The organism is Pseudomonas sp. IT-P218, from assembly GCF_949767605.1.
In the GTDB taxonomy this organism is placed as follows: domain Bacteria; phylum Pseudomonadota; class Gammaproteobacteria; order Pseudomonadales; family Pseudomonadaceae; genus Aquipseudomonas; species Aquipseudomonas putida_AE.
Genome location: NZ_CATKQQ010000001.1, coordinates 1 through 26,907 on the forward strand (window position 1 = coordinate 1; position 26,907 = coordinate 26,907).

24 protein-coding genes are annotated in these 26,907 nt (G+C 61.2%); 9 read left to right on the forward strand and 15 right to left on the reverse strand.

All coding sequences use genetic code 11. The annotated features are described in order from the left end of the window. Window positions 1-122 precede the first annotated feature (122 nt). On the forward strand, window positions 123-401 hold the full coding sequence (locus tag ACM6I6_RS00005; RefSeq protein WP_323609484.1) for a hypothetical protein: 279 nt from the start codon (window positions 123-125) through the stop codon (window positions 399-401). Window positions 402-485: 84 nt separating this feature from the next. Here ACM6I6_RS00005 and ACM6I6_RS00010 read toward each other — a convergent pair whose 3' ends face one another. The 7 genes from ACM6I6_RS00010 to ACM6I6_RS00040 all read right to left on the reverse strand — a co-directional run bounded on the left by ACM6I6_RS00010 (window position 486) and on the right by ACM6I6_RS00040 (window position 5,431). After that, complete coding sequence (locus tag ACM6I6_RS00010; protein WP_323609485.1) at window positions 486-1,247, reverse strand: transcriptional regulator; 762 nt, start codon at window positions 1,245-1,247, stop codon at window positions 486-488. Further along, window positions 1,244-1,729 carry an RNA polymerase sigma factor gene (locus ACM6I6_RS00015; protein WP_408601126.1) on the reverse strand — a complete coding sequence of 162 codons (486 nt, stop codon included), beginning with the start codon at window positions 1,727-1,729 and terminating at the stop codon, window positions 1,244-1,246. Before ACM6I6_RS00015 ends, ACM6I6_RS00010 begins: the two co-directional genes overlap by 4 nt. Window positions 1,730-1,794: 65 nt before the next feature. Beyond that, window positions 1,795-2,328: a tetratricopeptide repeat protein gene (locus ACM6I6_RS00020; RefSeq protein WP_414919185.1), complete on the reverse strand. Its 534-nt coding sequence runs from the start codon at window positions 2,326-2,328 to the stop codon at window positions 1,795-1,797. Between the two features lie 149 nt (window positions 2,329-2,477). After that, window positions 2,478-3,431 (reverse strand): D-2-hydroxyacid dehydrogenase family protein, encoded by a 954-nt coding sequence (locus ACM6I6_RS00025; RefSeq protein WP_414919186.1) that lies wholly within the window; start codon window positions 3,429-3,431, stop codon window positions 2,478-2,480. Window positions 3,432-3,444: 13 nt separating this feature from the next. Further along, window positions 3,445-4,467: an alpha/beta fold hydrolase gene (locus tag ACM6I6_RS00030; protein ID WP_406592157.1), complete on the reverse strand. Its 1,023-nt coding sequence runs from the start codon at window positions 4,465-4,467 to the stop codon at window positions 3,445-3,447. 83 nt (window positions 4,468-4,550) lie between these two features. Then, on the reverse strand, window positions 4,551-4,985 hold the full coding sequence (locus tag ACM6I6_RS00035) for a YqaA family protein (RefSeq protein ID WP_323629067.1): 435 nt from the start codon (window positions 4,983-4,985) through the stop codon (window positions 4,551-4,553). Further along, window positions 4,985-5,431, reverse strand: a complete 447-nt coding sequence (locus ACM6I6_RS00040; protein ID WP_408596377.1) for a DUF411 domain-containing protein — start codon at window positions 5,429-5,431, stop codon at window positions 4,985-4,987. Before ACM6I6_RS00040 ends, ACM6I6_RS00035 begins: the two co-directional genes overlap by 1 nt. A 1,187-nt stretch (window positions 5,432-6,618) precedes the next feature. On the opposite strand from ACM6I6_RS00040, the gene ACM6I6_RS00045 reads away from it, so the two are divergent. Continuing rightward, window positions 6,619-6,807 (forward strand): hypothetical protein, encoded by a 189-nt coding sequence (locus ACM6I6_RS00045; RefSeq protein ID WP_008061425.1) that lies wholly within the window; start codon window positions 6,619-6,621, stop codon window positions 6,805-6,807. 24 nt (window positions 6,808-6,831) lie between these two features. On the opposite strand, the gene ACM6I6_RS00050 is transcribed toward ACM6I6_RS00045, so the two are convergent. Then, window positions 6,832-7,194, reverse strand: a complete 363-nt coding sequence (locus ACM6I6_RS00050; RefSeq protein ID WP_274078067.1) for a fe2+ zn2+ uptake regulation protein — start codon at window positions 7,192-7,194, stop codon at window positions 6,832-6,834. Window positions 7,195-7,456: 262 nt separating this feature from the next. Here ACM6I6_RS00050 and ACM6I6_RS00055 point away from each other — a divergent pair, with 262 nt between their 5' ends. Continuing rightward, window positions 7,457-9,802, forward strand: a complete 2,346-nt coding sequence (locus ACM6I6_RS00055) for an acylase (protein ID WP_414919187.1) — start codon at window positions 7,457-7,459, stop codon at window positions 9,800-9,802. A gap of 56 nt (window positions 9,803-9,858) precedes the next feature. Here the strand turns inward: ACM6I6_RS00055 and ACM6I6_RS00060 are convergent, their stop codons facing one another. Then, window positions 9,859-10,860, reverse strand: coding sequence for a FecR family protein (locus ACM6I6_RS00060; RefSeq protein ID WP_406591550.1), 1,002 nt, complete (start codon window positions 10,858-10,860; stop codon window positions 9,859-9,861). A 151-nt stretch (window positions 10,861-11,011) separates the two neighbouring features. Next, window positions 11,012-15,823, reverse strand: coding sequence for a dermonecrotic toxin domain-containing protein (locus ACM6I6_RS00065; RefSeq protein ID WP_414919188.1), 4,812 nt, complete (start codon window positions 15,821-15,823; stop codon window positions 11,012-11,014). Between the two features lie 223 nt (window positions 15,824-16,046). Here ACM6I6_RS00065 and ACM6I6_RS00070 point away from each other — a divergent pair, with 223 nt between their 5' ends. After that, a complete protein-coding gene (locus ACM6I6_RS00070; RefSeq protein WP_406591548.1) occupies window positions 16,047-17,087 on the forward strand; it encodes an Ldh family oxidoreductase in 1,041 nt (346 codons plus the stop codon). 109 nt (window positions 17,088-17,196) lie between these two features. On the opposite strand, the gene ACM6I6_RS00075 is transcribed toward ACM6I6_RS00070, so the two are convergent. Further along, the gene (locus tag ACM6I6_RS00075) at window positions 17,197-17,514 is read right to left on the reverse strand and encodes a DUF883 family protein (protein WP_414919189.1); all 318 of its coding nucleotides are present in this window, start codon (window positions 17,512-17,514) and stop codon (window positions 17,197-17,199) included. A 163-nt stretch (window positions 17,515-17,677) separates the two neighbouring features. On the opposite strand from ACM6I6_RS00075, the gene ACM6I6_RS00080 reads away from it, so the two are divergent. Further along, on the forward strand, window positions 17,678-17,929 hold the full coding sequence (locus ACM6I6_RS00080) for a hypothetical protein (protein ID WP_008061409.1): 252 nt from the start codon (window positions 17,678-17,680) through the stop codon (window positions 17,927-17,929). Window positions 17,930-18,032: 103 nt separating this feature from the next. On the opposite strand, the gene ACM6I6_RS00085 is transcribed toward ACM6I6_RS00080, so the two are convergent. Continuing rightward, window positions 18,033-18,941 (reverse strand): LysR family transcriptional regulator, encoded by a 909-nt coding sequence (locus ACM6I6_RS00085; RefSeq protein WP_414919190.1) that lies wholly within the window; start codon window positions 18,939-18,941, stop codon window positions 18,033-18,035. Between the two features lie 85 nt (window positions 18,942-19,026). Here ACM6I6_RS00085 and ACM6I6_RS00090 point away from each other — a divergent pair, with 85 nt between their 5' ends. Next, window positions 19,027-19,950 (forward strand): carbon-nitrogen hydrolase family protein, encoded by a 924-nt coding sequence (locus tag ACM6I6_RS00090; RefSeq protein ID WP_323628670.1) that lies wholly within the window; start codon window positions 19,027-19,029, stop codon window positions 19,948-19,950. 109 nt (window positions 19,951-20,059) lie between these two features. Here the strand turns inward: ACM6I6_RS00090 and ACM6I6_RS00095 are convergent, their stop codons facing one another. Both ACM6I6_RS00095 and ACM6I6_RS00100 read right to left on the reverse strand, forming a co-directional pair. Then, window positions 20,060-21,517, reverse strand: a complete 1,458-nt coding sequence (locus ACM6I6_RS00095; RefSeq protein WP_414919191.1) for a nucleobase:cation symporter-2 family protein — start codon at window positions 21,515-21,517, stop codon at window positions 20,060-20,062. 110 nt (window positions 21,518-21,627) lie between these two features. After that, window positions 21,628-22,569, reverse strand: a complete 942-nt coding sequence (locus ACM6I6_RS00100) for a LysR family transcriptional regulator (RefSeq protein ID WP_414919192.1) — start codon at window positions 22,567-22,569, stop codon at window positions 21,628-21,630. A gap of 234 nt (window positions 22,570-22,803) precedes the next feature. Here ACM6I6_RS00100 and speB point away from each other — a divergent pair, with 234 nt between their 5' ends. Beyond that, window positions 22,804-23,763: an agmatinase gene (speB, locus tag ACM6I6_RS00105; RefSeq protein WP_414919193.1), complete on the forward strand. Its 960-nt coding sequence runs from the start codon at window positions 22,804-22,806 to the stop codon at window positions 23,761-23,763. 110 nt (window positions 23,764-23,873) lie between these two features. On the opposite strand, the gene ACM6I6_RS00110 is transcribed toward speB, so the two are convergent. Then, window positions 23,874-24,926: an aldo/keto reductase gene (locus tag ACM6I6_RS00110; RefSeq protein WP_414919194.1), complete on the reverse strand. Its 1,053-nt coding sequence runs from the start codon at window positions 24,924-24,926 to the stop codon at window positions 23,874-23,876. A 168-nt stretch (window positions 24,927-25,094) separates the two neighbouring features. On the opposite strand from ACM6I6_RS00110, the gene zapE reads away from it, so the two are divergent. Further along, window positions 25,095-26,213 carry a cell division protein ZapE gene (zapE, locus tag ACM6I6_RS00115; protein WP_408596357.1) on the forward strand — a complete coding sequence of 373 codons (1,119 nt, stop codon included), beginning with the start codon at window positions 25,095-25,097 and terminating at the stop codon, window positions 26,211-26,213. 18 nt (window positions 26,214-26,231) lie between these two features. Further along, complete coding sequence (locus tag ACM6I6_RS00120; RefSeq protein ID WP_414919195.1) at window positions 26,232-26,813, forward strand: DinB family protein; 582 nt, start codon at window positions 26,232-26,234, stop codon at window positions 26,811-26,813. The last annotated feature ends 94 nt before the right edge of the window (window positions 26,814-26,907 follow it).

Here is a 26,907-nt window from a genome sequence, read left to right on the forward strand (position 1 = left end):
AAGACTCCTTTACGCATTTAACATCGGTAGAACTGTAAAACCTGACAGTAGCCACACTGGCCGTTTGAGCGTTTCATTGCTCCTTGGCAGTCAGAATTTGACGGCAGGGCAGGAGGGTAGCAATGGCCGAGCCAATCACAAGAACAATGGGGCAGGGCACCATCAACGCGATCAGGGATGTCAGGGTTGATACGATATCGGCCACTTTTGCCCTGGTCCTTCCCGATGACGGGTTCGGTTCCAGGTTGGCGATCCGTATTGGGCCCAATATCACGGCAGATGGAGAGGAGTGTTTCCTGGTGGGCGACAAGGTGAAGTACACCTTGCTGAAGGGGCCGGGGGAAGCGTTTCCCAAGGCACAGGACCTGGTGAAACTGCGAACGCTGCCCCGCTCTGTGTAGGAGCTGCCGAAGGCTGCGATCTTTTGATCTTGATCTTCTAAAAAGCAAGATCAAAAGATCGCAGCCTGCGGCAGCTCCTACAGGTCAGGCGCTCAATCGGGTGCGCAATTGCTTGGCCATGGCCTCAAGGTCTGCCATCGAGTTGCGCCCGATCAGCATCCAGGCATGTTGCATGTCCGCCCAATAGACAATGTTCATCCCGTGCCGGCGCTCCTGGGCGAAGTGCCGGCTGCCGCTGTTCGAATGGGTGACGCACAGCGCCATGGGGCCGTGTACCGGGTCGAGGTAGGTAATTTGGGCGATGACGACGCCGTCGTATTCCAGTACTTGCGCGCGCTTGAACTCGGCCCGGGGCAAGGCCAGTTTTGCCGGTACAAGGCTGAGGCTCAGGCGCGCATCGATCGTCTGCAGCTGCGCCCGTTGCGTCGCTTCGTCATTGGGCAGATGGTCGAGGGTTTCCGGCACGTATAGCACCATGTAATCCGCCACCAGCCCGCGCCAGCTATGGGTTTGCTGACTGCTCTGCCAGCCGAGGAACAAGCGATCGGCGACCACGCCGCCCGCCACCAGCCCGGCCGCCGCTGCCAGGAACCAGCGACGGCTGAGCGCTGGGCGGGCAGGCACGGGCAAGGTGTCGAGCATGGCCTGCAGGCGGTCCACCGGTGCCTGGCGAGCCACCTCGTCATAGGCGGCCTTGAAAGGCAGGCTGCTGCGGGCCAGCCATTGCAGGCGCAGGCCGAGCATCGGGTCCTGGGCAATGGCCGCGTCGATGTGGGCGCGCTGATCGGCGTCGAGCTGGTTGTCCAGGTAGGCCACCAATTGCTCATCCGAGGGTATCGCGTTCATCGACGTTCTCCGGTGGAAGGGTTGGGCACCGTGTGCAGTGGCGGATATTCGGCGAGTTTCGCCCGCGCGGTGGCCAGCCGGCTCATCACGGTGCCAATGGGTACTTGCAGGACTTCGGCAACTTCGCGGTAGGACAAGCCCTCGACGTATGTGAGAAATACCGTTTCGCGCTGGGCTTCGGGCAGCGCGTCGACGCGGCGGATGACCTGCGCCGCCAGTACGTGGGTCTGCGCCGCGTATTCACCGTCAAACGACAAGGCGCTATCGGGCTCGACCTGCCCCTGTCCCTGATGCACGCGACGGGTGCGGATTTCGTTCAGCCAGATCGAATGCAGAATGCTCATCAGCCAGCGGTCCATTCGGGTGCCCGGGGTAAATTGCGCCGCGCGTTCGAGCGCGCGCACGCAAGTTGCCTGCACCAGGTCTTCGGCGACGTGCCGTTGTCGCGACAACAGCAGGCCATAGCGCCATAAACGCGCCAGATGCTGGCCCAGTTCTGCCCTTATTTCCTGAATGCTGGCGATAGAGACCTCCGTGCGCCCGGTTGTCAGGTTTTCGATGAGTCGTTGATGGCTTCGGCCAGGTCCTGGTACTCCTCGCAGGTCGTGTTGCCGCAGATCGACCGGATCTGTTGCAGCTGTTCATGGGCGAGGTCGAGCCGGCCTTTTACCACATAGGCTTCGCCCAGGTATTCACGGACTTTGGCGTACTGCGGATCGAGCTTGACCGACTGCAGGTAATAACCGATGCCTTCGTCGGTGCGCCCCAGTTTACGCGTGGCGTAGCCGCGATAGTTCAGGGCCTTGGCGGTGTTGGGTTCCTTGAGCGTATCGAGCAGCGCCAGGGCTTCTTCGTAGCGCCCATGCTTGGCCAGTTGATAGGCGTAATCGGTACGGTCGGCGTCCGGCACGAGCATGCTGGTTTGCTTGACGCACTTTTGCGCCTTGCTGTCGAACACCTGCCCTCGAGGGCACTGCGGTTTGGCGGGGGTATCTTCCTCGCCGTTGGCCCACGCCAGGGAAGCGGACAGCGCGACGGCAAGCACCAGCGGGGCAGTAACGATCGAGAGGCGGCGATTCATGGGCAATGCTCCGGGGCGGGACATCGAATGGACCGAAAACGTTGCGAAGGGCGGATCCCCCTCAAGCGAAACATAAACACCGCAGCGTGGACATTTATTCATTTTTTTCCGGCGATTCTTGCAAGAAAAGTCCAAGTCGCCGGGCGCTATCAGCTCAGTAACCGAATCGGTTGTCCCGCCGACCAGGCTTGAATGTCTTCGATCATTTGCGCAAAGAATAGATGGTAGTTCTGCTGGCTGACGTACCCGACATGGGGCGTTGCCAGCACGTTGTCCAAGGTTCTGAACGGATGATATTCAGGCAAGGGCTCCTGCTCGAACACATCCAGAGCGGCGCCACCCAGGCGTTGTTTCTGCAGGGCCTTGATCAGTGCTGCCTCATCGACAATCGGCCCGCGGGCGGTATTGACCAGCAACGCGGTGGGCTTCATCCAGGCCAGCGCCTGGGCATCGACCAATCCCCGGCTGCGCTCACTGAGTACCAGGTGCACCGAGAGCACGTCGGCCTGTTCGAACAGGGCCTGTTTGCTGACGAGGGTCACACCGGATTCGGCGGCGCGTTCGGCGGTCAGGTTTTCGCTCCAGGCGATCACCCGCATGCCGAATACCTGGCCAAACCGGGCAACCCGTTGACCAATGCTGCCCAGCCCCAGTATCGCCAGGGTCTTGCCGTGCAGGTCGCCCCCCAGGCCTTGCTGCCATTTTCCGGCGCGTAAGGCGTTGGCTTCCAACACCACGTTGCGGGTGGCCGCCATGATCAGAGCCCAGGTCAGTTCCGGCGCGGCATGCTTGTAGCTGTCGGTGCCACAGACCAGGATGCCCAGCGCGGCGGCGGCCTTGAGGTCAAGGGCGGCGTTGCGCATGCCGCCGGTGACCAGCAATTTGAGGTTCGGCAGGCGTCGAAGCAGGTCTTCGTCGAACCGGGTGCGCTCGCGCATCACACAGATCACTTCAAACCCGCCCAGGCGCGCCGCCAGGCTGGCGTTGTCGGCAGGGTAGTCGTGGATGAACTCGACCTGGCCGATGGTCTCCAGTGGCGACCAGTCCACCACGCCGCGGGCCACATCCTGCCAATCGTCGATCACTGCAATCTGCACCGCCATCAGCCTTACCTCATCAAGGAACGGGATTGTGTTTGTCCAGCCAGCCCAGCAAGGCCTGGTGAAACTGCGCCGGTTCTTCCATCTGTGGCGCGTGGCCCATGCCGGGGAATTCAACCAGGGTCGATTGGGGTATGAGTTTCGCCACCTGTTTGCCAAGTACGTTGTAGTGGCCGATTTTCGCCTTGACCTCCGGCGACGCAATATCGCTGCCGATGGCGGTGGTGTCGGACGTGCCGATCAACAGCAGGGTTGGCATCTTCAGGTTGGGGAATTCGTAGTACACCGGCTGGGTGAAGATCATGTCGTAGATCAGCGCCGAGTTCCATGCCACCTGCGTATGTCCCGGGCCTTTGTTCAGCCCGGCGAGCATGTCCACCCAGCGATCGAACTCGGGTTTCCAGCGGCCACCGTAGTAGGTGGCACGCTCGTAGTTGCGGATACCTTCGGCGCTGAGTTTCAGTTCGCGCTCGTACCATTGGTCCACTGTCCGATAGGGGACTCCGAGGGCTTTCCAGTCTTCCAGGCCGATCGGGTTGACCAGCGCAAGCTGTTCGACCTGTTCGGGATACTGCAGCGCGTAGCGGGTGGCGAGCATGCCGCCGGTGGAGTGCCCCAGCAGGGTGGCTTTCTGGATGCCGAGGGCCTTGAGCAGTTGCTGGGTGTTACTCGCCAGTTGCTGAAAAGTGTATTGATAATGGTCCGGTTTGCTGGACGTACAGAAACCGATCTGGTCCGGGGCAATGACCCGGTAGCCGGCATCGCTCAGGGCCTTGATCGAGGTTTCCCAGGTGGCGCCGCAGAAATTCTTGCCGTGCATCAGCACCACGCTGCGGCCGTTGGCCTTGCCATGGGCGGCGACGTCCATGTAGCCCATTTGCAAAGATTTGCCCTGGGACTCGAAGGCAAAATGCTTGACCGTGTAGGGGTATTCGAAGCCTTGCAGTTCGGGGCCGTAGGCCGGCCCTTCGGCTGCGATGGCGGGCAGGGCGGCGGTCAGCAGCAGGGCGGACAGCCAGCTTGAGCGGGTTAGGGGCATGGATGAACTCCGTTGAAAATCCGCCGATGCTGGACCGGCACGATTAGGGCGACATTAAACAGGCAACCGTCGCGGCACTTGGTTCAACCCATCCACCCCAGGGTGGCCAACGCCAGTACGCCATACCGGGCGCCCTTGGCCAGGGTCACGATCAGCAGGAAGCGCCCCAGGGGTTCGCGCATGACGCCGGCCACCAGGGTCAGTGGGTCGCCGATCACCGGCAGCCAACTGAGCAGCAGCGACCAGTGGCCGTAACGTTGATAATGACGGCGGGCGTGTTCCAGGTGTTTGGGGCTGACCGGAAACCAGCGCCGATCCTGGAAGCGCTCGATGGCGCGCCCCAGCCACCAGTTCACCAGCGAACCGAGGACGTTGCCCAGGGTGGCGACCGCCAGCAGCGACCACAACCAGTAGCGATCGCTGAGGATCAGCCCGACCAGCAGGGCTTCGGACTGCAGGGGCAGCAAGGTCGCGGCTCCAAACGCCGCCAGGAACAAGCCGAAGTAGACGCCGACAATCAATGGGCGGGGTAGTCCGCCACCACCACATCGGTACCGTCCTTTTTCAGGCCTATCACTTGATAGGCATCGCTCATGCCGTCCATTTCCATGCCCGGCGACCCCATTGGCATACCCGGGGCGGCAACGCCCAGCAGGTCATCGCGCTTGCTCAGGGCCAGCACCTGATCGGCCGGCACGTGGCCTTCGACGAATTTGCCGTTGATCAAGCCGGTATGGCAGGACGCCAGGCGCGGTGGCACACCGTGTTGTTGCTTGAACGCGCTCATGTTGCTTTCGACGTGGTCCTCGACCTTGAAGCCATTGGCCTCTAGATGGCTGATCCATTTCTTGCAGCAACCGCAATTAGCATCCCGATGGACCTCGATCGGGATCAGGTCGGCGGCCTGGGCCAGGGAGGAAATGAACAGGGCGCCCAAGGCAGCCAGACGGAAATGGGTTCGCATGACAGAAGGGTCTCGGATTGCGGGCAAAGGAATACATTCTGACGGGTTTTTGCCGGCGGATATTCAAGGTTTGTTTCGAAGTGCTACAGAGCTGTACGGCCTCATAAGCTGTACGCATTCCTCTGTAGGAGCTGGCTTGCCAGCGAAGAGGCCCGATAGCGCGATGCAATATTCAAGGCCGCCTTCGCCGGCAAGCCGGGCTCCTACAGGTCCGCGGCGACCAGCGCAAACCATTGTAGGAGCCGGCTTGCCGGCGAAGAGGCCCGAAAGGTCGATGCAATATTCAAGGACGCCTTCGCCGGCAAACCGGGCTCCTACAGGTCCGCGGCGACCAGCGCAAATCATTGTAGGAGCTGGCTTGCCAGCGAAGAGGCCCGATAGCGCGATGCAATATTCAAGGCCGCCTTCGCCGGCAAGCCGGGCTCCTACAGGTCCGCGGTGCCCAGCGCAAATCATTGCAGGAGCTGGCTTGCCAGCGAAGAGGCCCGATAGCGCGATGCAATATTCAAGGACGCCATCGCCGGCAAGCCGGGCTCCTACAGGTCCGCGGCGACCATCGCAAATCATTGCAGGAGCTGGCTTGCCAGCGAAGAGGCCCGATAGCGCGATGCAATATTCAAGGCCGCCTTCGCCGGCAAGCCGGGCTCCTACAGGTCCGCGGCGACCAGCGCAAACCATTGCAGGCGCTGGCTTGCCGGCGAAGAGGCCCGATAGTGCGATGCAATATTCGAGGACGCCTTCGCCGGCAAGCCGGGCTCCTACAGGTCCGCGGCGACCAGCGCAAACCATTGTAGGCGCTGGCTTGCCAGCGAAGAGGCCCGATAGCGCGATGCAATATTCAAGGCCGCCTTCGCCGGCAAGCCGGGCTCCTACAGGTCCGCGGCGACCAGCGCAAATCATTGTAGGAGCTGGCTTGCCAGCGAAGAGGCCCGATAGCGCGATGCAATATTCGAGGCCGCCTTCGCCGGCAAGCCGGGCTCCTACAGGTCCGCGGCGACCAGCGCAAACCATTGTAGGAGCTGGCTTGCCAGCGAAGAGGCCCGAAAACGCGATGCAATATTCGAGGACGCCATCGCCGTGATAAAGCTAAAAATCTTCATCGGCGGTAACATGAGCCCCCCTTCGCAGCCGGTCTGGCATGTGAAGGGGAACACAGCAGATACATTTTTCAGGTTCAGGAATTGCCAATGACTCAGTCGCAACGTTTGAAATACTCGATTCTGATCTCCCTCGTGGTACTGGGGACCATGTTTGGCCTTTCTTATTTGCAGAACACCGGCGTCATCAGCGAAAAACTGTTCCAGTACATCGCCATTGGCGTGGCGGTGGTCGTGGTGGTCATCAACGGCGTGATGCGCCGTAAGGTCAAGCCCTGAGCGGTGGCTCCGGCCCTGGCTTGATCAGTCGTTGTGCAGCAGGGCGGCGGCCCGGGGGTGGAGGCTGTAGCTTTTATCCGCATTGAGGACGATCACGCCTTCGCTGCACAGGCGTTTCAACACTTCGCGCACACTCAGAAACGACAGGGGAATGTCCAGCTCCAGCAAGTGGGTGTGCACGCCGCGCACGCCCAGGCTGCGGTCGTTTTCGGCGGCGGACAGCAGGGCGTCGATGACTTTGAGGCGAATCAGGCTGGTCCGCAAGCCAAAGCTCTTGAGCAGGACGCGGATCCGCTCGTTGCCGTTGCGCTCGGCAGGTTGGTCGAAAACACTGACCCTGCCCTTTGGCGCGTTGCTACCGTCCGTTGGCAGTTGCGAGTTGTACATTGCAAAAACTCCTTTTCAGAGCCTGATCGGGAAAAATTGGGCGCTCTTACAAAACAAGACGTATGAGCTTCACAAATCATGAAGACTTAAATGTAGAAATTTCGTCATCATTGTGTGATCGCTGCGTCAGGCGCCTTTGCAGTGCGGCCCGGGACCGCCATCCAGTCTCCTAAATTTTTCTCGTTTGTTTCGTCCCTAACAGGATGCGCAGTGCGTGTCAGTACGCAGAACTGTGACCCTCGTTTTTCGATCAGGAGCGAATGTGATTATTTCCAGCCAGTTGACCAGGTTGAGCCTGGCGGGTGTGTTTCTGGGGCTGAGTCTTGCGGCGAATGCGCGCAGTCAGCTGGAGCAGGCCAGTGCCGATATCCGCCGGACCAGTTTTGGCGTGCCCCATATCCGCGCCGCGGACGAGCGGGGCCTCGGTTACGGCATCGGCTATGCCTACGCTCAGGATAACCTGTGTTTGCTGGCCAATGAGATCGTTACGGTGAACGGTCAGCGTTCGCGGTTTTTTGGTCCCGACCAACTGACGGTCGAGGAGCGCGAAAACCAGGTCAGCGATCTTTTTTTCAATTGGTTGAACACCCCGCAGGCCGTGGCCGGGTTCTGGCAGGCGCAAACCCCTGAAGTACGCGGGCTGGTCGAAGGTTATGTGGCCGGCTACAACCGCGCCCTGAGCGAGCGTCGGGCCCAGGGGCTGCCGGCGCAGTGCCAGGGCGACTGGGTGCGGGAAATCACTGCCATGGACCTGGTCAAGCTGACCCGCCGCCTGTTGGTGGAAGGTGGCGTCGGGCAGTTCGCCGAAGCGCTGGCGGGCGCCACGCCGCCGGCTGCGGTCGCCGGCAATGACGGCAAACAGGCAGCGTTCCAAGTGGCGGACCTGCGTATGCAGCGTTTTGCCTTGGACCGCGGCAGCAACGCGGTGGCGGTGGGTAGCGATCGATCCTTCAATGGTCGCGGCATGTTGCTGGCCAATCCGCATTTCCCCTGGGTCGGCGGGATGCGCTTCTATCAAATGCACCTGACCATCCCCGGCAAACTGGATGTGATGGGCGCCGCGTTGCCTGGCCTGCCGCTGATCAACATCGGCTTCAACCAGCATCTGGCCTGGACCCACACCGTGGACTCGTCCAAGCACTTCACCTTGTATCGCCTGCAATTGGACCCCAAGGATCCAACCCGCTATCTGCTCGACGGCAAGTCGCTGCCCATGAACAAGCAGACCCTGACGGTCGACGTCAAGCAAGCGGATGGCTCGGTCAAGGCCGTTTCCCATGTGGTCTACAGCTCGCAATTCGGCCCGATTGTGCAATGGCCGGGCAAGCTCGACTGGGATCGGCAGTTTGCCTACAGCCTGCGCGACGCCAACCTGGACAATGACCGGGTGCTGCAACAGTGGTACGCGATGAATCGTGCCGGCAGCCTCAAGGAGTTCCAGGCCTCGGTGCACCAGATCCAGGGCATCCCGTGGGTCAACACGCTGGCAGCGGACGATCAGGGGCAAACGCTGTACATGAACCTGTCGGTGGTGCCGAACGTGAGTGCGGCGAAGCTGGCCCAGTGCAGCGATCCGCGGATCGGCCTGCAGTTGATCGTGCTCGACGGTTCCAACAGCGCCTGTGCCTGGGACATTGACCCCCGGGCCGCGCAACCCGGTATTTTTGCCGCGGACCAGTTGCCGCAACTGTTGCGCAAGGACTTCGTGCAGCACTCCAACGATTCGGCGTGGATGGCCAATCCGGCGCAACCGCTGACCGGCTTCTCACCCTTGATCAGCCAGGACGGCCAGCCCCTGGGACTGCGCTCGCGTTTTGCCCTGGATCGCCTGGGAACGCTGGCCAAGGCCGGTCCGGTCGCCGCAGCCGATTTGCAGCACATGGTGCTGGATGACCAGGTGTATCAGGCAGCGCAAGTGATGCCCGACCTGCTGCAGTTCTGCGCGGCGGACCTGGGCAGCGATGGGAAAACCCTGGCGCCGCTGTGTGCCAGTCTCAAGGCTTGGGATCGCAAGGCCAATCTCGACAGCGGCCTTGGCTTCGTGCACTTCCAGAATGTCATGGAGGCTCTGGAGCAGGCGCCTGATGTCTGGCGTGTGGCGTTCGATCCACTGGACCCGCAACACACCCCGCGCGGCCTGGCGGTCGATCGTGCGCAGGTGGCGCAAGCGCTGCGCCAGGCCATGCTGGCCTCGATCGAGCAGGTCAAGGCGTCAGGGCTCAACCAGAACAGCCATTGGGGTGACATCCAGGTGGTCAGCAGCGGCGGCCAGCAGACGCCGATCCATGGCGGGCCGGGCACGCTGGGGGTATACAACGCCATTCAAAGCGTGCCCCGCACCGATGGCAAACGCGAAGTGGTCAGCGGCACCAGCTATCTGCAGGTGGTGACCTTCGATGAAAAGGGCCCGCAGGCCAAAGGCCTGTTGGCGTTTTCGCTGTCCAGCGACCCGGCGTCGAAGTACGCCCGGGACCAGACGCTGGCGTTTTCGCACAAGCAGTTGAGTGTGTTGCCGTTCACTGAGCAACAGATCACCTCCGATCCGCACTACCAGGCGCAGACGATCCACGAGCAGGATGACAAGGCCGGGAAGGTGGCCGCGCAGTAGAATCGCTGGCATGTGAGGCAAACAATGAAGGCCGCACCCCGTCAGGGTGGCGGCCTTCAGCTTTTCGGCGGTTGCTGCGGGATGGCGTTCAGGATCGGGTTGCCGTCCTTGTTGCGGGTCAGGTACACCGGCAGCACCTTGGGCAGGGTCGCCACCAGGGTGTTGAGCTCGCGGATGTTGTAGATGCCGCCGATGCGGATCGCGCCAGTGGCATTGTCGGCCACCTGCACCGGGGTTTGCAGGTAGCGATTGATCAGCGGCAGCGCTTCGCTCAGCGCCAGGTCATCGAGGACCAGCTTGCCGTTGAGCCAGGCCAGGGAATTGTCGTCGTCGTAGGTCTGGCTGATCCGCGGAATCAGGTCGCCATGGCGAAAGCTGGCCTGCATGGCCGGGCCGAGTCGTAGCCCATCACCCGGCAGGTCATCGTTGCTGCTGACCAGTACCGAGCCTTCGACCAGGTTCACTTTCACCTGGTCTTCATACATCCAGACATTGAAGCGGGTGCCGGTGACCCGGACCTTGCCTTCGGCGGCCTTGACGACGAAAGGGTGGCTGGCGTCGTGACTGACACTGAAGAAGGCCTCGCCTTTTTTCAAGGTGACCCGACGCTGATCCTTGTAGTTGCTGTACGTCAGCTCGGTGCCCAGGTTCAGTTCGACCTTGCTGCCGTCCTTGAGAGTGACCTGGCGAACGTTGTCGGTCGCCTCGAAATGCTCATACGAGTCAGGCAACCAGCCCATGTTCCAACCGCTGTAGGCCGCCAACGGCAAGGCCAGCGCACACACGGCGGCGGCCATGCCGAAGGCCCGCCAAGGCGTCTGCGGCCTGGCGCGAACCAGGGGCACAACCGTTTCCGGACGCGGCAGGTCGCCAGCCACTTCCCAGATCTCGAGCATGGCCTCGTATTCGGACGCATGCAGTGGATGAACGTCTAGCCATTGTTCGAACGCCTGGCGCTCCTGCGCCGTGCAGTCAGGGGCATGCAGGCGCATGCACCAATGCGCAGCGGCATCGGTGATGGCGTCATATTGGGCTGGCGAGAGTGGGGTGTCGGTCATTGACTCATCCTGATTTCGCGCATTCTAACCTTGAGGGAAGTCTGCGAGAAACATCGATCATGGCAATTACCCATCAAAGTGTAATTATTTTCGATTCGGGCCCGGACAAGCGCAATGCGCAAAACTCAGGTTCTGCGCATTTTTATGGCGTTCAGGGGGTGGATACGGGCACGGGATCGAGTTGTCGGCCCATTTGGCAGATCAGATACGCAATCGAGTCGGCGTTGCGCAAAATGGTGTCGATGCGCAGATCCGCGTTGACCGGGTTCCTGAAGGCGCTTCGAGCGTCTGCCATTTTCTTGCAGCCAGTAATCTTCAGGATGGCCTTGCCCGCGTTTTCGGCGCCGGGAATCGAGTCCAGGCTGATCCATTCCTGCAATTCGTTGCTCCAGCGGGCGAAGAGTTCATCCCTCGGGGTCGCCAGGGACAGCGCTTCGCGTTGATAGCGTTCCTGCCGGGTTTTCAAAGAGGCGCCAAAGCTGGTGATCGAGCTGATCAGGTCGCTGAAGGGGCGCCTCGCTTCAAGATAGGCAATATCTGCGCTTTGGGTAATGGCGTGCGAGAATTCATGAATCAGAGTGGCGGCCTGTGCATGTCCGTCGACATCGAAGGGTTCGGTCAGGCAAGCGTTGTATTGGCCGAGTTGTTGATCGAAAAACCGCTGGGTGAAATGCACATGTCTGCGTGAATCCTCGTCGATCACGAAGGCGATCAACACGTCCTGCGGGTCTTTGGTGGAGCCGACGACAAAGCGTTCGGTGTTCATCAAGTCATCATCCGGGTCGACAAGTGCCGTGCAGATCGGCGTGATCGCCTTTTTTATCTTGTCGAGCAGGTCGGTATCGACGTCTTTGACATCAAAGACGATTTTGAATAAACCGTCCAGCCGGGTGCCCTTAACAAGGTGCCGGGCCTGCGCGAGATTGTGCAAGCTGTTGAAGGCGTAATAACGGGCCAAATCGATGGCCTTCACGATTTGACTGGCTTTTGCCGGGTGACGAGCCCGGATCTGCTCCATGCCGACGGCTTCGATGTTCAGGATTCGGCTGACTTCACGGCTTGCTGTGTATTCGTTGATCATCTTCGACACGGCCTTGCCGTAGTGCACGGTATGCCGGTCCGGATCGATGACGAGTTGCTGGCTCGGCGTACTGCGCAGCCCAGGGCCGTCTACCAGGGTCTTGGTGATGCGCCAGACGGCGCCGGGTTTGGCGACGCGATAAACCTTCCCGGCGATCGCCGCATAGCGAAGTTTGCCGATGGAATCATCGTAGGTGCCATCCGCCTGGTTTTTAACCAGATCCTTCAATGCCACGGTCGTGGCTTCGAAGGGTTGCAGCAAGGTGCGTGCCGGTGCGGTCGGCTTTAATTGTGACCACTGCGCAGAGGCCAGATCGGTCTTCACAGGTTCTGTTTCCACCGTGGCGGGCACGGCCTCGGTCGAGGCGTGCAGCGACAAGCGCCCCAGCGAGACCATTTGCACGGCGCCGGCAATGAACTCCTGCAACGCCTGTTTCCAGTGGTGCTCCTGCAAGGCTTCGGCGGAATCCTTGAAGTGCTTGTAGCTATGCCACAGGAACGGCCCATAGGCGAGTTTGCCAGGTAACAGGCCCGCGACCAGTTTGATGCCCTTGCTGAACAGGTTTTTCGCCGCCTCCCATTCCGCCTGAGCGGTGATTTCCGACTGACTGCCAAGCAGGTGCGATATCAGCGTGACGTTGTCGGTAAATAGCTGCGCCAGCAGGTTGCCTTCGAGCGGGGAGGACGCGAGGGTGATCTCGCTGGGTTGCCCGACGGTGTCCTGGAGCAAGTTGCTGAACAGCGTTCGCTGATCCTCCGGCAGGCGGCGAATCAGCAAGTCCTGTAGCGGTCCGATTTTACAGAACGCCGAGACCAGGCTCGCCTCATTCTCGAACTCGGTGAACACCGAGCCTGAATGGTAAGGCGTATACAACACTTGCGGGCCTTCCTGCCCGGGGCCGGGGCCGATCAGGTACAGCCCCAGGGTTGCAGTGGCGTTGCCACCGGCGGTCTTGATCAATTCCAGCGGTCGAACGAGGGCGTGAGCACCTTGCACCGATGCGCGGGCCAGGCTGTCTGGCATATCCAGCACTTGCCGGATCAAATCGAACGCCGTGGAAGACAGCCGCTGTTGAAGGTGCAGTGCATGGGCATGCTGCATCAATTGCCAGGGCAGTTGAAGCATGAAACGTTGCTTGCGGGTAGCGGCTTCGTCGCTGTCTTCCAGGAGCTTGCCTGTCACTTGTTTAGCAAAGGCTGTCTGGACGTCGAGTGACAACAAAAGTTGCCGGATGGCACTTTGGTCCAGGCCTTGAGGAAGCGGCTCCCGTTCGCTTGACCTAATCGTGAACCCAGTGCCTTGAGCAACGCTGACATGGTTCAAGGCAAACTCGGTCAGGGTTCGGGAGGGGCCAGCCAGGGCCAGGTTGGGAGTGATCGCGATGTTGTCGGGGTCCAGTACTGCAGTGGGGAATCGGCTACCGAGCAACGATTTCAATCGACCATGTACAAAGGTGCGCAGGGTTGGCAGCCCGTGCAGGTAATCCTTGTCGTCGGTGACGTTGTGGCGGTATTGCTCCAGCAGTTCGATGTGCAATTGCTGTTCGTCGACGCCGGCCATGCCCAGCCACGCCGGCAAGGATTGCTGGTGGTTGATGGCCCGGGCGATGGCTGCGGCCCTGTGCAAATTGGTATCGCTGACCGTTTGTGCCAACTGCTCGAGCGCGGTGACCTGTTGCGCCGATGTCAGTGATTGCGAGCGCACGTATTCGCAGCCTGCCAAAAAACGCTCAATGGACGATTGCGCCAGCTCGTGCAGGACATTGCCTTCAATCAGCCGCAGTGACCCGAGTGAGTAACGTCGATGGAATTTACGTTGGGTGGGCGTGAGGTTTTCCAGCAATGCCAAGCGTTGCAGAGGGTCGAGCAAGCGCTGGTTCAGCACCCGTTTCAAGTCGCTGACATGGTTGAAGACTTCCAGTCCCTCGGCCGGTGTCCACAAAATGGCCCGCCCCGAATGCTGGGGGTCGAGTCCGCCACGCTCGGTCAGCACGACGCAATTGGCCAGCGGCAGGACGTTTTGTTCGCCGGAGCATTCCAGGACCAGTTTGTAGGCATCGGGCCGGAATCCATTGAGCGCGCGGCGGTTTTTCCGCTCAGGCTGATCAGGGTTGAATATCGTATCGACGATCGCCCGGTCGGCTTTGCGGAGCGTTGAATTGATCACTCGCAGATTGGCTTCCCCGCGAAGACCCACAGAAAGAGCGTGGGCCAAGCGGGGTTTCATGTTCGCAAGGTAGGTCTGCTGCACCGCCTGCGAGGCCAGCGGTTGCGCCGCAAACTCCGTCTTGATCGCCGATTCAACGTCGTTGAAGGTTTTTTCGAAGGCAGCGGCTTTATCCGCCAACACCGTGGACGGTTGCTGGGAGCCCGTTAACACCGGCCGGGTGCTCCAGCGCCCATTGGCCTCCAGTGCGAGTAAGCGCTCGCTGATCATGGCGCGTATATCCAGCGCCTTGTCGAACAAGGCATGGATGTCGACGGTGCCGTCGCTGTGACGAAACACTTGCAGGACGTATTCCAGGTTTTGCAGCTGTTTACGGATGATCGCTTCGAACAGCGTCGTGAATATTGCCCCGGACACCACTTCTCCGGTGACTTGCGGCTGATTGAAGCCGATAAAGCGGTTACGCTCCTCCAGGCTCAGGAGGCCGTAGATTTCGTCCTCGTGACCGCTGGCTTTGAACTTACTCAGCAAGGTGTCTTTCAAGTCCTTGTAATCTGCCAACACCTGCAGCCCTTGAGTCGGGGTGTAGAGGTAGGCGTTGGCGTGGCTGATCATCAGCGACCCCGCCAGTTCTACGTAATTGGCCTGGTATTCCCACAGTCGCACGGTCTCCAGCGTTGGGCTGCGGGCCGTGCCGGCAGCCGGTTGAATCAGTGTGTGCAAGGCGGTGCTTTGTTGCGCAGTGATGATTTCGGCTTCGCGCTTGAGCACAATATCTGCCCGCGCCTGTTCGCGAATGGCTCGGGCGAAAAACTCGCGACGCGTCGCACCGTCGGCGCTGCCGCCACTCCAAAAGCGCTCGACCTGCCGCGAAAGCAGGCTGATGAGTTTGCCGGAAGCGGTTTTGACGGCAGTTTCCCAGTGTTGCTGGTCGTTACCCTGTGGCGTTCTTTTGGGGTGGAAAAATTCAGGCTCCTGCCCCGCAGGCCACCGCTGGTCGCGGTAGTACGACAGCACTGCGGCACTCAAAGACATGGATTGGAGCCAGCGCCGTACAGGTGGATTGTCTTGCTCGGTGGGAGAGGTGGCGTAAAAGTTGACCCGGGTCAGACTCTGCTCCAACCCCGGAAACGATGAGCCCAGCAGCTCATCGAGAAGGGTGTCGAGCAGCGATTCGAGTGTCGGCAGTTCACTTAATTCGTCGAGCAAGGCTTGATCATTCAGCCCCTGGTTAGCGATGAGGGCGTTTCGCTGATGCTCAAACACTTCACCCTCGATGGCCTCGAAGCTCACTTTAATGTGCCTGGTTGCTGCGAGTGTCTTGCGCCGGGCCAGCGACATGAACGCGAGTAGATCGTCGTCTTCGGTCGCGGGGTTCAGTTGTTTTTCGAGCTCATCGATCAAGGTTTCGCGACTGTCGAGCTTCCTGATGCCGCCATAGGGCGTATAGAGAATCAGCCCTTTATCGTCCGGGGTGTCGCTCAACACGAAACTGCCGGCCAAGGGTGTCGGGGCATAACCTTTGATAGTCAGCAGGATACTTTCGGCGAGCATCGGCGGGCGCTGTTGACTGCGCGAGGACTGGGTGGCCAGTTCCAGGTGACTGAACCATTCGAAATCCTTTTGCGTAAGTCCATGGGTTTTGCCCAGGTCGACCCAGAACCCGGGGGACTTCAAGGCTTCGGGAAAAAGCAGTGGGACGCTAGGTGTAGGCATCGTCGAATCTCAAATAGGGCGCGGCTGCGGGCGCATAGGGTTTGAGTGTCGAGACTAAAAGTCGGTGCTGTGGCGCGGGTGGTAGATAGTTAACGCACGGGGCCAGGGGATTCGTGCAGATGCCTGCTATGGAAAGGTTGACAGGTCACTGGTGGCGCGTTGTTAATCGGCGGTCTAGCTACGCTGTTGCCCCCTCCAAAAAATAATTAGTCTGGAGCTTCAGATGTCCGCGCCACACGATCCTGTATCCACCGTTGCTTCGCAAAACCTGTCCCTCGACCAGCTGACGGCATTGCTTGAGCAGATCTTCCTGCGTCATGGCACCTCTGGCGACGTCGCCCGGGTGCTGGCGCAAAACTGCGCCGGTGCCGAACGCGATGGTGCCCACAGCCATGGCGTGTTCCGCATTCCCGGTTATGTCTCGACCCTGCAAAGCGGTTGGGTCAATGGCCAGGCCGTTCCGGTGGTCGAGGATGTGGCAAGCGGGTTTGTCCGGGTCGACGCCGGTAACGGATTTGCCCAACCGGCCCTGGCGGCCGCGCGCCCGCTGCTGGTGGAGAAGGCTCGCAGCGCCGGCATCGCGGTGCTGGCGATCCGTAACTCCCATCACTTCGCGGCCTTGTGGCCGGACGTCGAGCCCTTCGCCTATGAAGGTTTGGTCGCGCTCAGCGTGGTGAACAGCATGACGTGCGTGGTGCCCCATGGCGCCGATCGGCCGCTGTTCGGCACCAACCCGATTGCCTTTGCCGCCCCGCGAGCCGACGGCGATCCGATCGTCTTCGACCTGGCCACCAGCGCCATTGCCCATGGCGATGTGCAGATTGCCGCGCGCAAGGGCGAACGTTTGCCGCCGGGCATGGGCGTCGACAGCCTTGGTCAACCGACCCAGGATCCCAAGGCGATCCTCGAAGGGGGCGCATTGCTGCCGTTCGGCGGGCACAAGGGTTCAGCGCTGTCGATGATGGTGGAGTTGTTGGCGGCTGCCTTGACCGGGGGTAATTTTTCCTTCGAGTTCGACTGGAAAAGCCATCCCGGTGCCAAGACGCCGTGGACTGGGCAGTTGCTGATCGTGATCGATCCGAGCAAGGCGGCGGGGCAGGGGTTTGCCGAACGCAGTCAGGAGCTGGTGCGACAGATGCATGGCGTGGGGCTCAAGCGCTTGCCGGGGGATCGGCGCCACAATCAGCGTGCCAGGTCCCAGGCCGAGGGCATTGCGCTGGAGGCCTCGGAGCTGGCGAAGCTGCGGGAGCTGGCCGGTTTGTAGGAGCGAGCTTGCTCGCGATGGTGGCCAACGATGACGCGGGGCACCTGATGCCCCGAGGCGTCCTCGAGTTTTTCGCGAGCAAGCTCGCTCCTACACAGGGAACAGCGGGTCAGCGGCGAGACAGTAGCAGGCCGACTACCAGCCCGAAACCGGCGGAAACCGCCACGGTTTGCCACGGGTGACCACCAATGTAGCTTTCGGTGGCATCGACCGCCGGGGTGGCCCGCTGCCGGACGCTGGTGACCGAGTCCCGGGCCTGTTGCAGTTTCTGGGCGATTTGCCCACGCAGGGTTTCGGCTTCCTCTCCGACCAGTGAGGCACTGCTCTTGAGCAGTTTTTCAGATTCTTCGATCAGCGACTGCAGCTCGCTGAAGGCTTGATCCTTGATTTGATCTTCGGCGGCTTGCAGGGCGGTTTTGCGGGCCATTGAAGTACTCCTTGCGGTGATTGGACAGTGAACAATGGAGTGTCTGGCACTGGAAAAAGTTGCAGGGATTTTGCCTGTTCGCTCGATCCGCCAGAAAAACCAGAGCAGGGCGATTCTTCCTACAGTGTAAGATGTCGCCTATTTACGCAGCAGGAAAAATCCCATGAGTTTCAATCTGGCCGACAAACCCCTCGCCGAGCGCGCCGCGCTGGAAGACGAGAAATCCCGTCTGTTCGAGCTTTGGCAAAACAACCTGGGCAAAGCCAAGGGCGAAGCCGCGCGCCTGTTCGGCGAACGCGCCAAGCGCAAGGGAAAGTGGGCCGAGTGGGTCCGCGCCGAACTGGACGGCATGTCGCCGCCGGAGTTCTCGAACATGGTGCGCAGCGAAGTCAATCGGCTGATGGCGGCCAAATAATCTCAACGGCCGTACCCAATTCACTGTAGGAGCTGGCTTGCCAGCGAAGAGGCCCGAATGTGCGATGCACTTTTCAAAGCCGCCTTCGCCGGCAAGCCGGCTCCTACAGGAAGCAGGCAACAATCGCTTCGCGCACTTTCATGACCACCGGATCCAGCTGGGCACCAGTCCGCCAGCCCATTTCGATCGGATAGCGCGGCAACACCAGGGGGCAGGGCAGCAGTGCCAGGCCGCTGAGTGCCGCGATGCTCCTGGCCGCGTGCGCCGGGATGGTTGCCACCGCCTGGCTGCCCTTGAGCAGGTGCGGCAACGCCGCAAAGTGGGTGGTGGAGGCGCAGACCCGTCGACTCAGGCCCAGCGCCGCCAAGCCCTCGTCGGTGATCCCGATAAAGCCGCCCGACGACACCAGAATGTGCTCACGTGCGACGAACTCCTCGAGGCTGATGGCCTGTTGTCCCACGGTCAGACTGATCGGGTCGACCAGACACAAATAATCTCCCTCACCCAGCACCTGTCGGCTGAGCAGACGCTCGGCAAAGCCGCCGGCGGTGATCGCCAGGTCGATACTGCGTTCCATCAGGGCCTGGGCGACGATCTGGCTGTGGGTCTGGCGAAAAATCAGCCTCAGTCCGGGCGCGCACCGGGCAATTTCCTCGATCAGGCGCCGGCCGTAGGCGATCTCGAAATCATCCGAAAGCCCCAGGGTCACGGAGCGGCCTTCGAAATGGTTGGCCATCGGATCGACCATCGCCAGGCTCTGCCGGCATTTGTTCAGGGCCTCGCTGAGCACCGGCTTCAACTGGTTGGCCTTAAGCGTGGGTGCCAGGCCGCGACCGGTGCGCACGAATAACTGATCGCCATACACCTCGCGCAAACGCCGTAAAGCTGCGCTGACAGCCGATTGCGTCACCCCCAGGCGCATTGCCGCGCGGCTGGCACTGGATTCTTCATGCAGGGCTTCGAAGACTTTGAGCAGATTGAGATCGAGGGAGGCGATATTCATGTGGTTCATATCATTCAGCAGTGAGTTGCTCTTTATTGATGATCCGATGTCGGCCGAGAATGAGCAACACCTCATGCCAACGGAGTCACCGCAAATGCCCAAGTCAATCGTTGCCGCCCTGCAGATCGGTGCCTTGCCCGGTGGCAAGGCCGACACCCTGGAACTGATCCTTTCGTATGAAAGGGCGATCGTCGAAGCCGGCGCCGCGCTGGTGGTCATGCCCGAAGCACTCTTGGGCGGTTATCCCAAGGGCGAGGGGTTCGGCACTCAACTGGGTTATCGCTTGCCCCAGGGGCGCGAGGCCTTTGCCCGCTATTTCGCCAACGCCATCGATGTGCCTGGCGTCGAGACCGAAGCACTGGCGGGGCTGTCGGCGCGCACCGGGGCCAACCTGGTGATCGGCGTGATCGAGCGCGCCGGCAGTACCTTGTATTGCACCGCGCTGTATTTCGACCCCCAGGCCGGATTGCTCGCCAAGCACCGCAAGCTGATGCCGACCGGCACCGAACGGCTGATCTGGGGCATGGGCGACGGTTCCACCTTGCCGGTGCTCGACAGCCAGGTCGGACGGATCGGCGCGCTGGTGTGTTGGGAAAACATGATGCCGCTGCTGCGCACCGCGATGTACGCCAAAGGCGTGGAGGTGTGGTGCGCGCCGACCGTGGATGAGCGGGAGATGTGGCAGGTGAGCATGCGCCATATTGCCCACGAGGGGCGCTGCTTCGTGGTCAGCGCGTGCCAGGTCCAGGATTCGCCGCAAGCCCTGGGGCTGGAGATCGCCAACTGGCCGGCGGACCGGCCGTTGATTGCCGGTGGCAGCGTGATCATCGGGCCGATGGGGGATATCCTGGCCGGACCGCTACGGGATGGGCCTGGTCTGCTTTGCGCTGAAATTGACACCGATGACCTGATCCGCGCCCGATACGACTATGACGTAGTCGGTCACTATGCGCGTCCGGATGTGTTCGAATTGACGGTGGATGAGCGGGCCAAACCCGGCGTTCGTTTCACCACATGACCACTGTGGGAGCGAGCTCTCTCCCACAGGGATCCGCGCTGCGCATGGAGGTGTTCCTGTTTGTAGATGGGCTGTGCCATCAGCGGTCCAGCCCTGAAGCCTTGGTGGTCTACTGTGTGGCAGCTGCTTTCGCTGCGGGTTCAAGCCTGGTCGGCACGTCGGGGTTCTCCATGACCTGGAGGATCGAGGCTTCCGGATCGAAATCGTCTTCTTCCAGTTCGATGAATTCTTCAGGCAGGAAGATATTCAGCACGATGGCGCACAGTGCACCGACGGTGATCGGCGATTCGAAAATGTTGTGCAGCGCCTTGGGCAGCTCGCGCAACACCTCCGGTACCGCCGCCACACCCAGGCCCATGCCGATGGAAATCGCCACGATCAGCATGTTGCGTCGATGCAGTCCGGCTTCGGCGAGGATCTTGATCCCGGCCACGGCGACGGTGCCGAACATCACGAGCTCGGCACCGCCCAGCACCGGCTTGGGCATCAGCTGCAGTACCGCGCCGATCATCGGGAACAGCCCCAGTATGACCAGCAGGCCGGCAATGAAAAACGCCACGTAACGACTGGCCACGCCAGTCAACTGGATCACCCCGTTGTTCTGCGCGAAGGTCACCATTGGCATGCTGTTGAACACTGCGGCCATGGCCGAGTTGAGGCCGTCGGCCAACAGACCGGACTTGATCCTGCGAATGTACACCGGGCCCTTGACCGGTTGCCGGGAAATCATCGAGTTGGCGGTCAGGTCACCAGCTGCTTCCAGCGGCGACACCAGGAAAATCACCGCCACCGGGACGAACGCCACCCAGTCGAAGGAAAAACCATACTTGAACGGTACCGGCACGCTCATCAGCGGCACGGCGGGCAGGCTGGCGAAATCGACGTGGCCCAGCAGCCAGGCGACGACGTAGCCGAGGGTCAGGCCGATGACGATCGCGCCCAGGCGCAGAAACGGCACGTCCACCCGGTTCAACACCACGATGGTGCCCAGCACCAGTGCCGCCAGGCCCAGGTGACTGGCCGCGCCGAGGTCGGGTGCGCCGAAGCCGCCGGCGATGTCGGTCATGGCGACCTTGATCAACGACAGGCCCATCAGGGTGATGATGGTGCCGGTCACGACCGGGGTGATCAGCATCCGCAGCTTGCCGATGAACTGGCTCAAGACCACTTCGATGAAGGCGGCAAAGAAGCACACGCCGAAGATCGTCGAGAGGATTTCATCGGTGCCGCCGCCCCGGGCCTTGACCATGAAACCGGCACTGAGGATCACGCTGATGAACGAGAAACTGGTGCCTTGCAGGCACAACAGGCCCGAACCGACCGGACCGAAACGCCGCGCCTGGACGAAAGTGCCGAGGCCGGAGACGAACAGCGCCATGCTGATCAGGTAGGGGATTTCACTCTGCAAGCCCAGGGCACTGCCCATGATCAGCGTCGGGGTGATGATGCCGACGAAGCTGGCGAGCACGTGTTGCAGGGCGGCGAACACCGTGGCGGTGAGGTGCGGGCGGTCGTCGAGGCCGTAGATCAGGTCGTTGTGGCGCGGGGTTTTTTCTGGGGAAGTCATGGTTTGCGTGCCGGGAGGCGGGGCCGGGTCAGAAAATGGAGGCGCAGGATGCCAGAACGGTCCGGCAACGGCAAAAGAACAGAGCAAAAGATCGCAGCCTGCGGCAGCTCCTACACCGATCTCCTGTAGGAGTTGCCGCAGGCTGCGATCTTTTGATCCTGGGCAAACACCGCGAGCAGGTCCTCTTCGAACGCCTTCTGCGCATCCCCCGGCACCTGGGCTCGATGGCGAGCCAGATGAAACGCCACCTCGAAACTCAAGCCAGCGCGACGCACCGGCCGCAGCAAACCCTTGTCTTCCCAGCTGCGGGCAAAGTGACTGGGCAGGTAGCCGATGTGCTTGCCGGACAGAATAAAGGCGAGGGTGCCTTCGACCTGCTCCGCACGCGCCGAACACAGCTTTCCTTGAAAGGGTTCGTCGCTGCGCAGGAAGCGGTAGGGGTGATCGACCCGATCGCAGGCCTGCAGGGCCTCATCATCCGGCGCCTCATCGGTGAACAGCGGATGGCCCACGGCGCAGTACAAGTGCTGGGTTTCGCTGAACAGCTGGTGGTAGTCAAACGCGCCCTGGATCTGCGAGAAATACCCGATGGCCAGGTCCAGCCGCTGCTGCAGCAGCAATCGCTCCATGTCGCCGGGCATGGCGCTCATCAACTCGATGCGCACCGATTCGTCACGCTCGCGAAAGCGCCGGATCGCCTCGGCCACCCGCTGCAGCACCGATTGATCCAGCGCTTCGGACACCCCCAGGCGCACCTCACCGATCAGGCGCCCGGCGACACCGTTGGATTGATGACGGAACGCTTCGATGGACTGGAACAGGCCGCGCGTCGCGATGAGCAGTTGTTCGCCCTTGGGCGTGATGCGAAATCCGCCCTTGCCACGGCTGCACAAGCGATAGCCGAGGCGGGTTTCCAGCTTGGCCATTTGCTGGCTGATGCTCGACTGGCTCAAGCCCAGCTCACCCTGGGCGGCGCTGAAGCCGCCGCACTCGACGACGCTGACAAACAGGCGCAGCAGTTGCAGGTCCAGATCATGCAATTGACCGAGCATCAAACATTACTCCGGGATAATGTCAGCGTAATAATCTTTATATTTTACCAATGTAACCGAGGACGCATCCTGCAGCCACTTCCCCCGGTCAGGTGATCGTCATGGCTTGCGTATTCAAGTTCTGTGTCCCCGCGTTGTTCCTTGCCATGGCCGCCGCGGCCGAGGCAGAGGACAAGGAGATCAACCTCTACAGTTGCACCACTTTCCGTAGCCGCCAATAACAAGGAGCCTCCAATGGACGTCCCTGTGCATAACGATCAGGCCATCACCCGTGACAGCCTTTATGGCACCGCCGCCGAAAGCACCTACGCCGGCATCACCAGTTTCATGCGTCGACGCTACAGCCGCGACTTGCGCGGCGTCGACGTCGCGGTCAGCGGCGTGCCGTTCGACACCGCCACCAGCAACCGCCCCGGCGCCCGCTTCGGCCCACGGGGGATCCGCGCCGCTTCCACCGGGATTGCCTGGGAGCGCCACTGGCCGTGGACCTTCGACCCCTTCGATCATCTGGCGGTGGTCGACTTCGGCGATTGCGACTTCGATTACGGTTCGCCGCAGTCGACACCCGAATGCATCGAAGCCCACGCCGAGCACATCCTCAATGCTGGCAGTGCGATGCTGACCTTCGGCGGCGATCACTTCATCACCTATCCGCTGCTCAAGGCCCATGCGCGCAAGCACGGTGCGCTGTCGCTGATTCACTTCGACGCCCACAGCGATACGTGGCCGGACGAGGAGGGCAAGCGTATCGACCACGGCACCATGTTCTGGCATGCGGCCAAGGAAGGGCTGGTCGATCCGTCGCGTTCGGTGCAGATCGGCTTGCGCACCACCAACGATGATTATCAGGGCTTCCAGGTGCTGGACGCGCGGCAAGTGCATAGGCGCGGCGTCGATGCGATCGTCGAGGCGATTCGCGCAAGGGTCGGTGACAACCCGGTGTACCTGACGTTCGACATTGACTGCCTCGATCCGGCGTTCGCGCCGGGCACCGGAACACCGGTGTGCGGTGGGTTGAGCACGGTGCAGGCGCTGGAAATTCTTGGTGGGTTGCGCGGAATCAACCTGGTGGGCATGGATGTGGTGGAGGTGGCGCCGGCCTATGACAATGCGGACATCACCTCATTGGCGGCGGCGACGCTGGGCATGGAGATGCTGTGCCTGTATGCGGCCAAACATAAGGTCGACCGGTAACACGCACCCCTTGTAGGAGCTGGCTTGCCAGCGAAGGCGGCGCCACAGTCAACATCGTGGTGTCAGACAGGCCCTCTTCGCTGGCAAGCCAGCTCCTACAGGTAACGGGGTCAGGCGACCGGGATTTTCGGCAGATCCAGGGTCACACCCCCGGTGAACCGCGCAAACGACCCGCTAATGGATTCATGGGGCACGCCCTTGGGCATATCGCTGACACCATCGAGCCGCGACAACTGCTCGGCATCCAGTTGCACGTTCAGCGCCCCCAGGGTTGCATCCAGCTGTTCGCGGGTACGCGAGCCCAGGATCGGAATCAGTGTCGTGGTCGAGCGCCTGGCTTGTTCGCGCAGCCAGGCGATGGCCACGTGGGTCGGGCTCACACCCAGTTCCTCCGCGACGGCCAGCAGGGTGTCGAGCAGGGCGGTTTCCCGGGCGCTTTTCTCGGCGTGAACCAGCATCCCCAGTTTGCTCGCGCGGTTATCGCCATCGCCAGTGCGGTACTTGCCGGTAAGGAAGCCGCCGCCCAATGGCGACCATAGCGTTGCGGCCAAACCCAGGGCTTCGGCCATGGGCAGTTGTTCACGTTCGGCGGTGCGTTCGGCCAGGCTGTACTCGACCTGAATCGCCGCAATCGGGGCGAAACCGCGCACCTCGGCCAGCAGGTCGGCGCGGGCGATGCGCCAGGCCGGAAAGTTCGACAGCCCGGCGTAATGGATCTTGCCGGCGCGGACCAGGTCGTCGAAACCACGCAGGATCTCTTCCATCGGCGTCACGCCGTCGCTCATGTGCGCCCAGAACAGATCGATGTGATCGGTCTTCAGCCGTTTCAGGCTCTCCTCCACGGCGCGAACCATGTTCTTGCGGTTGTTGCCGGTGTGGGAAATGCCGGCGTCCGGCGTGGTGCCCAGCGTGTATTTAGTGGCGATGACCAGGCGATCGCGTTCCGCGGCGATGAATTCGCTGAGCATGGCTTCCGACTGACCAGCCTGGTAGCCGTTGGCGGTGTCGATGAAATTGCCGCCGGCCGCCAGGTAGCCATCAAAAATGCCCTTGGCTTCTTCGCGCTCGGCACCATGGCCCCAGCCGGTGCCAAAGTTGCCCGCACCCAGGGCCAGTTCGGAAACCCGCAAGCCGGTTTTACGGCCGAAAACTTTGTAATGCATGGGGAGAACTCCTGAGGACACGCCTGTTGGTTTTAGATGTCGTACGTCATATATTAAATATGATGCCAATCATATAATCCGTCAAGACACTTTTTCCCGGGTCCAATAGCGCAAGCCCGGCGCGATATTTCACAGAAGCCAGCGTCGACGGATGGCATACTGCCGCGCATGAATGTCGACTCTCCCCTCAGTGCCTGGCAGCACGCGATCGAACAGAAGGGTTTCGTCCAGGACGAGGCCCAGGAACATGCCGTCTGGGCCTTGCAAAAGTGCCATGAAGCGCTGCATGAAGGCCGCAAGCCGATCATGGGCGTCTACCTCTGGGGCCCGGTCGGGCGGGGCAAGACCTGGTTGATGGACCAGTTCTACCAACACCTGCGGGTGCCGGCCCGGCGGCAGCACTTTCATCATTTCATGGGTTGGGTGCACCAGCGTTCATTTCAGCTGACCGGTACCGCCGATCCGTTGCAGGCCTTGGCTCGCGAGCTGAGCGAAGAGGTGCGCGTGCTGTGTTTTGACGAGTTGTTCGTCAATGACATCGGTGACGCGATCATTCTCGGGCGCTTGTTCCAGGTGATGTTCGAACAGGGCGTGGTGGTGGTCTGCACCTCCAACCTGCCCCCGGACCAGTTGTACGCCGACGGCTTCAACCGCGACCGCTTCATGCCGGCCATCGCCGCGATCAAACGGCACATGCAGGTGATCGCGGTGGACGGTGGCGAAGATCATCGCCTGCACCCGGGGCAGGGCTTGCAACGTTACTGGGTCACCGAGCCCGGTCAGCCCAGCGCGCTGGCTGAAGTTTTCCGGATGCTGACGGTTGGCCAAGGGGTTTCCAACGAGCCGATCAAGGTCGGTTATCGTACGCTGCCGGTGGTGCAGGCCAGCCAGGGTGTGCTCTGGTGCCGCTACGCCGACCTCTGTGAGCAGCCCTTTGCCGCGATGGATTTCATGGCCCTGTGCGACCGCTTCAGCGCTATTCTTTTAAGCGACGTGCCCAACCTCAGCGCGCAAAAACGTGCCGGGCGCATTGCCCGGGGCACTGAAGACGGTGCCGTGCGGGTGGAGGCCGGGGATCGTGAGTTGCCGCAATTGTCGGTGCACGACGACGGTGTGCGGCGTTTCATCGCGCTGGTGGACGAGTGCTACGACCGCAAGGTGCCGCTGTACCTCGAAGCCCAGGTGCCCATGGACTCGCTCTACACCGAGGGCTACCTGGAATTTCCGTTCCGCCGCACCCTCAGTCGCCTGCAGGAGATGCAGTTGCAACGTTTCGCCGAGGCGTGAAATCCAGGAGGCGTGAAGATGAATCAACCTCTGTCGCATCATTTTTTGACCATGGCTTATCAGAATGCCTGGGCCAATCACCGACTGGCCAAGGCCTGGTGCCAGTTGAGCGAGGATGAGCTGGCGGCGCCGCGGGTCAATTTCTTTCCCAGTCTGCGCGCCACCCTCAACCACATCCTGACCTGCGACTGGTTCTACGTGGATGCCCTGGAGCGCGAGCTGCGCGGTGATGATCCCCATCCTGATTGTCATGTGTTCTTCAAAAACGACGAGCCGGTTACCCAGGCGCACGAGCTCAAGCGCGAACAGGCCCAGGTAGACCGACGCTTGATCGCCTACTGCGAGCAGATGCGCGATGCCGACCTGGGCAAGATCGTGACCATCGCCCGGGACACCCCGCAATACGACAGCCGTATGCGCCTGCTGTCGCATCTGTTCGAGCACCAGCTCCATCATCGCGGGCAGGTTCACGCGATGCTCAGTGGTACTTCGGTCAAGCCGCCGCAGCTGGATGAGTTTTTTTGTGCTGGGGAGTCTTCGTTAAGGGCTGAGGATTTTGCCGAGCTGGGGTGGACTGAAGCACTGATCTGGGGACATTAAGATCAAAAGATCGCAGCCTTCGGCAGCTCCTACAAAGGCTGCGATCTTTTGATCTTAAAGTCTTGTAGCCCCAACGCGACTCGCGATATGTTCC

Bases quoted from the DNA above. Each gene is read 5' to 3' on its own strand.
- ACM6I6_RS00005 (WP_323609484.1), top strand. From the start codon at position 123: ATGGCCGAGCCAATCACAAGAACAATGGGGCAGGGCACCATCAACGCG.
- speB (WP_414919193.1), top strand. From the start codon at position 22,804: ATGGACGTCCCTGTGCATAACGATCAGGCCATCACCCGTGACAGCCTT.
- ACM6I6_RS00065 (WP_414919188.1), bottom strand. From the start codon at position 15,823: ATGCCTACACCTAGCGTCCCACTGCTTTTTCCCGAAGCCTTGAAGTCC.
- ACM6I6_RS00070 (WP_406591548.1), top strand. From the start codon at position 16,047: ATGTCCGCGCCACACGATCCTGTATCCACCGTTGCTTCGCAAAACCTG.
- ACM6I6_RS00050 (WP_274078067.1), bottom strand. From the start codon at position 7,194: ATGTACAACTCGCAACTGCCAACGGACGGTAGCAACGCGCCAAAGGGC.
- zapE (WP_408596357.1), top strand. From the start codon at position 25,095: ATGAATGTCGACTCTCCCCTCAGTGCCTGGCAGCACGCGATCGAACAG.
- ACM6I6_RS00120 (WP_414919195.1), top strand. From the start codon at position 26,232: ATGAATCAACCTCTGTCGCATCATTTTTTGACCATGGCTTATCAGAAT.
- ACM6I6_RS00090 (WP_323628670.1), top strand. From the start codon at position 19,027: ATGCCCAAGTCAATCGTTGCCGCCCTGCAGATCGGTGCCTTGCCCGGT.
- ACM6I6_RS00075 (WP_414919189.1), bottom strand. From the start codon at position 17,514: ATGGCCCGCAAAACCGCCCTGCAAGCCGCCGAAGATCAAATCAAGGAT.
- ACM6I6_RS00110 (WP_414919194.1), bottom strand. From the start codon at position 24,926: ATGCATTACAAAGTTTTCGGCCGTAAAACCGGCTTGCGGGTTTCCGAA.
- ACM6I6_RS00060 (WP_406591550.1), bottom strand. From the start codon at position 10,860: ATGACCGACACCCCACTCTCGCCAGCCCAATATGACGCCATCACCGAT.
- ACM6I6_RS00085 (WP_414919190.1), bottom strand. From the start codon at position 18,941: ATGAACCACATGAATATCGCCTCCCTCGATCTCAATCTGCTCAAAGTC.
- ACM6I6_RS00030 (WP_406592157.1), bottom strand. From the start codon at position 4,467: ATGCCCCTAACCCGCTCAAGCTGGCTGTCCGCCCTGCTGCTGACCGCC.
- ACM6I6_RS00010 (WP_323609485.1), bottom strand. From the start codon at position 1,247: ATGAACGCGATACCCTCGGATGAGCAATTGGTGGCCTACCTGGACAAC.
- ACM6I6_RS00040 (WP_408596377.1), bottom strand. From the start codon at position 5,431: ATGCGAACCCATTTCCGTCTGGCTGCCTTGGGCGCCCTGTTCATTTCC.
- ACM6I6_RS00095 (WP_414919191.1), bottom strand. From the start codon at position 21,517: ATGACTTCCCCAGAAAAAACCCCGCGCCACAACGACCTGATCTACGGC.
- ACM6I6_RS00100 (WP_414919192.1), bottom strand. From the start codon at position 22,569: ATGCTCGGTCAATTGCATGATCTGGACCTGCAACTGCTGCGCCTGTTT.
- ACM6I6_RS00025 (WP_414919186.1), bottom strand. From the start codon at position 3,431: ATGGCGGTGCAGATTGCAGTGATCGACGATTGGCAGGATGTGGCCCGC.
- ACM6I6_RS00045 (WP_008061425.1), top strand. From the start codon at position 6,619: ATGACTCAGTCGCAACGTTTGAAATACTCGATTCTGATCTCCCTCGTG.
- ACM6I6_RS00020 (WP_414919185.1), bottom strand. From the start codon at position 2,328: ATGAATCGCCGCCTCTCGATCGTTACTGCCCCGCTGGTGCTTGCCGTC.
- ACM6I6_RS00080 (WP_008061409.1), top strand. From the start codon at position 17,678: ATGAGTTTCAATCTGGCCGACAAACCCCTCGCCGAGCGCGCCGCGCTG.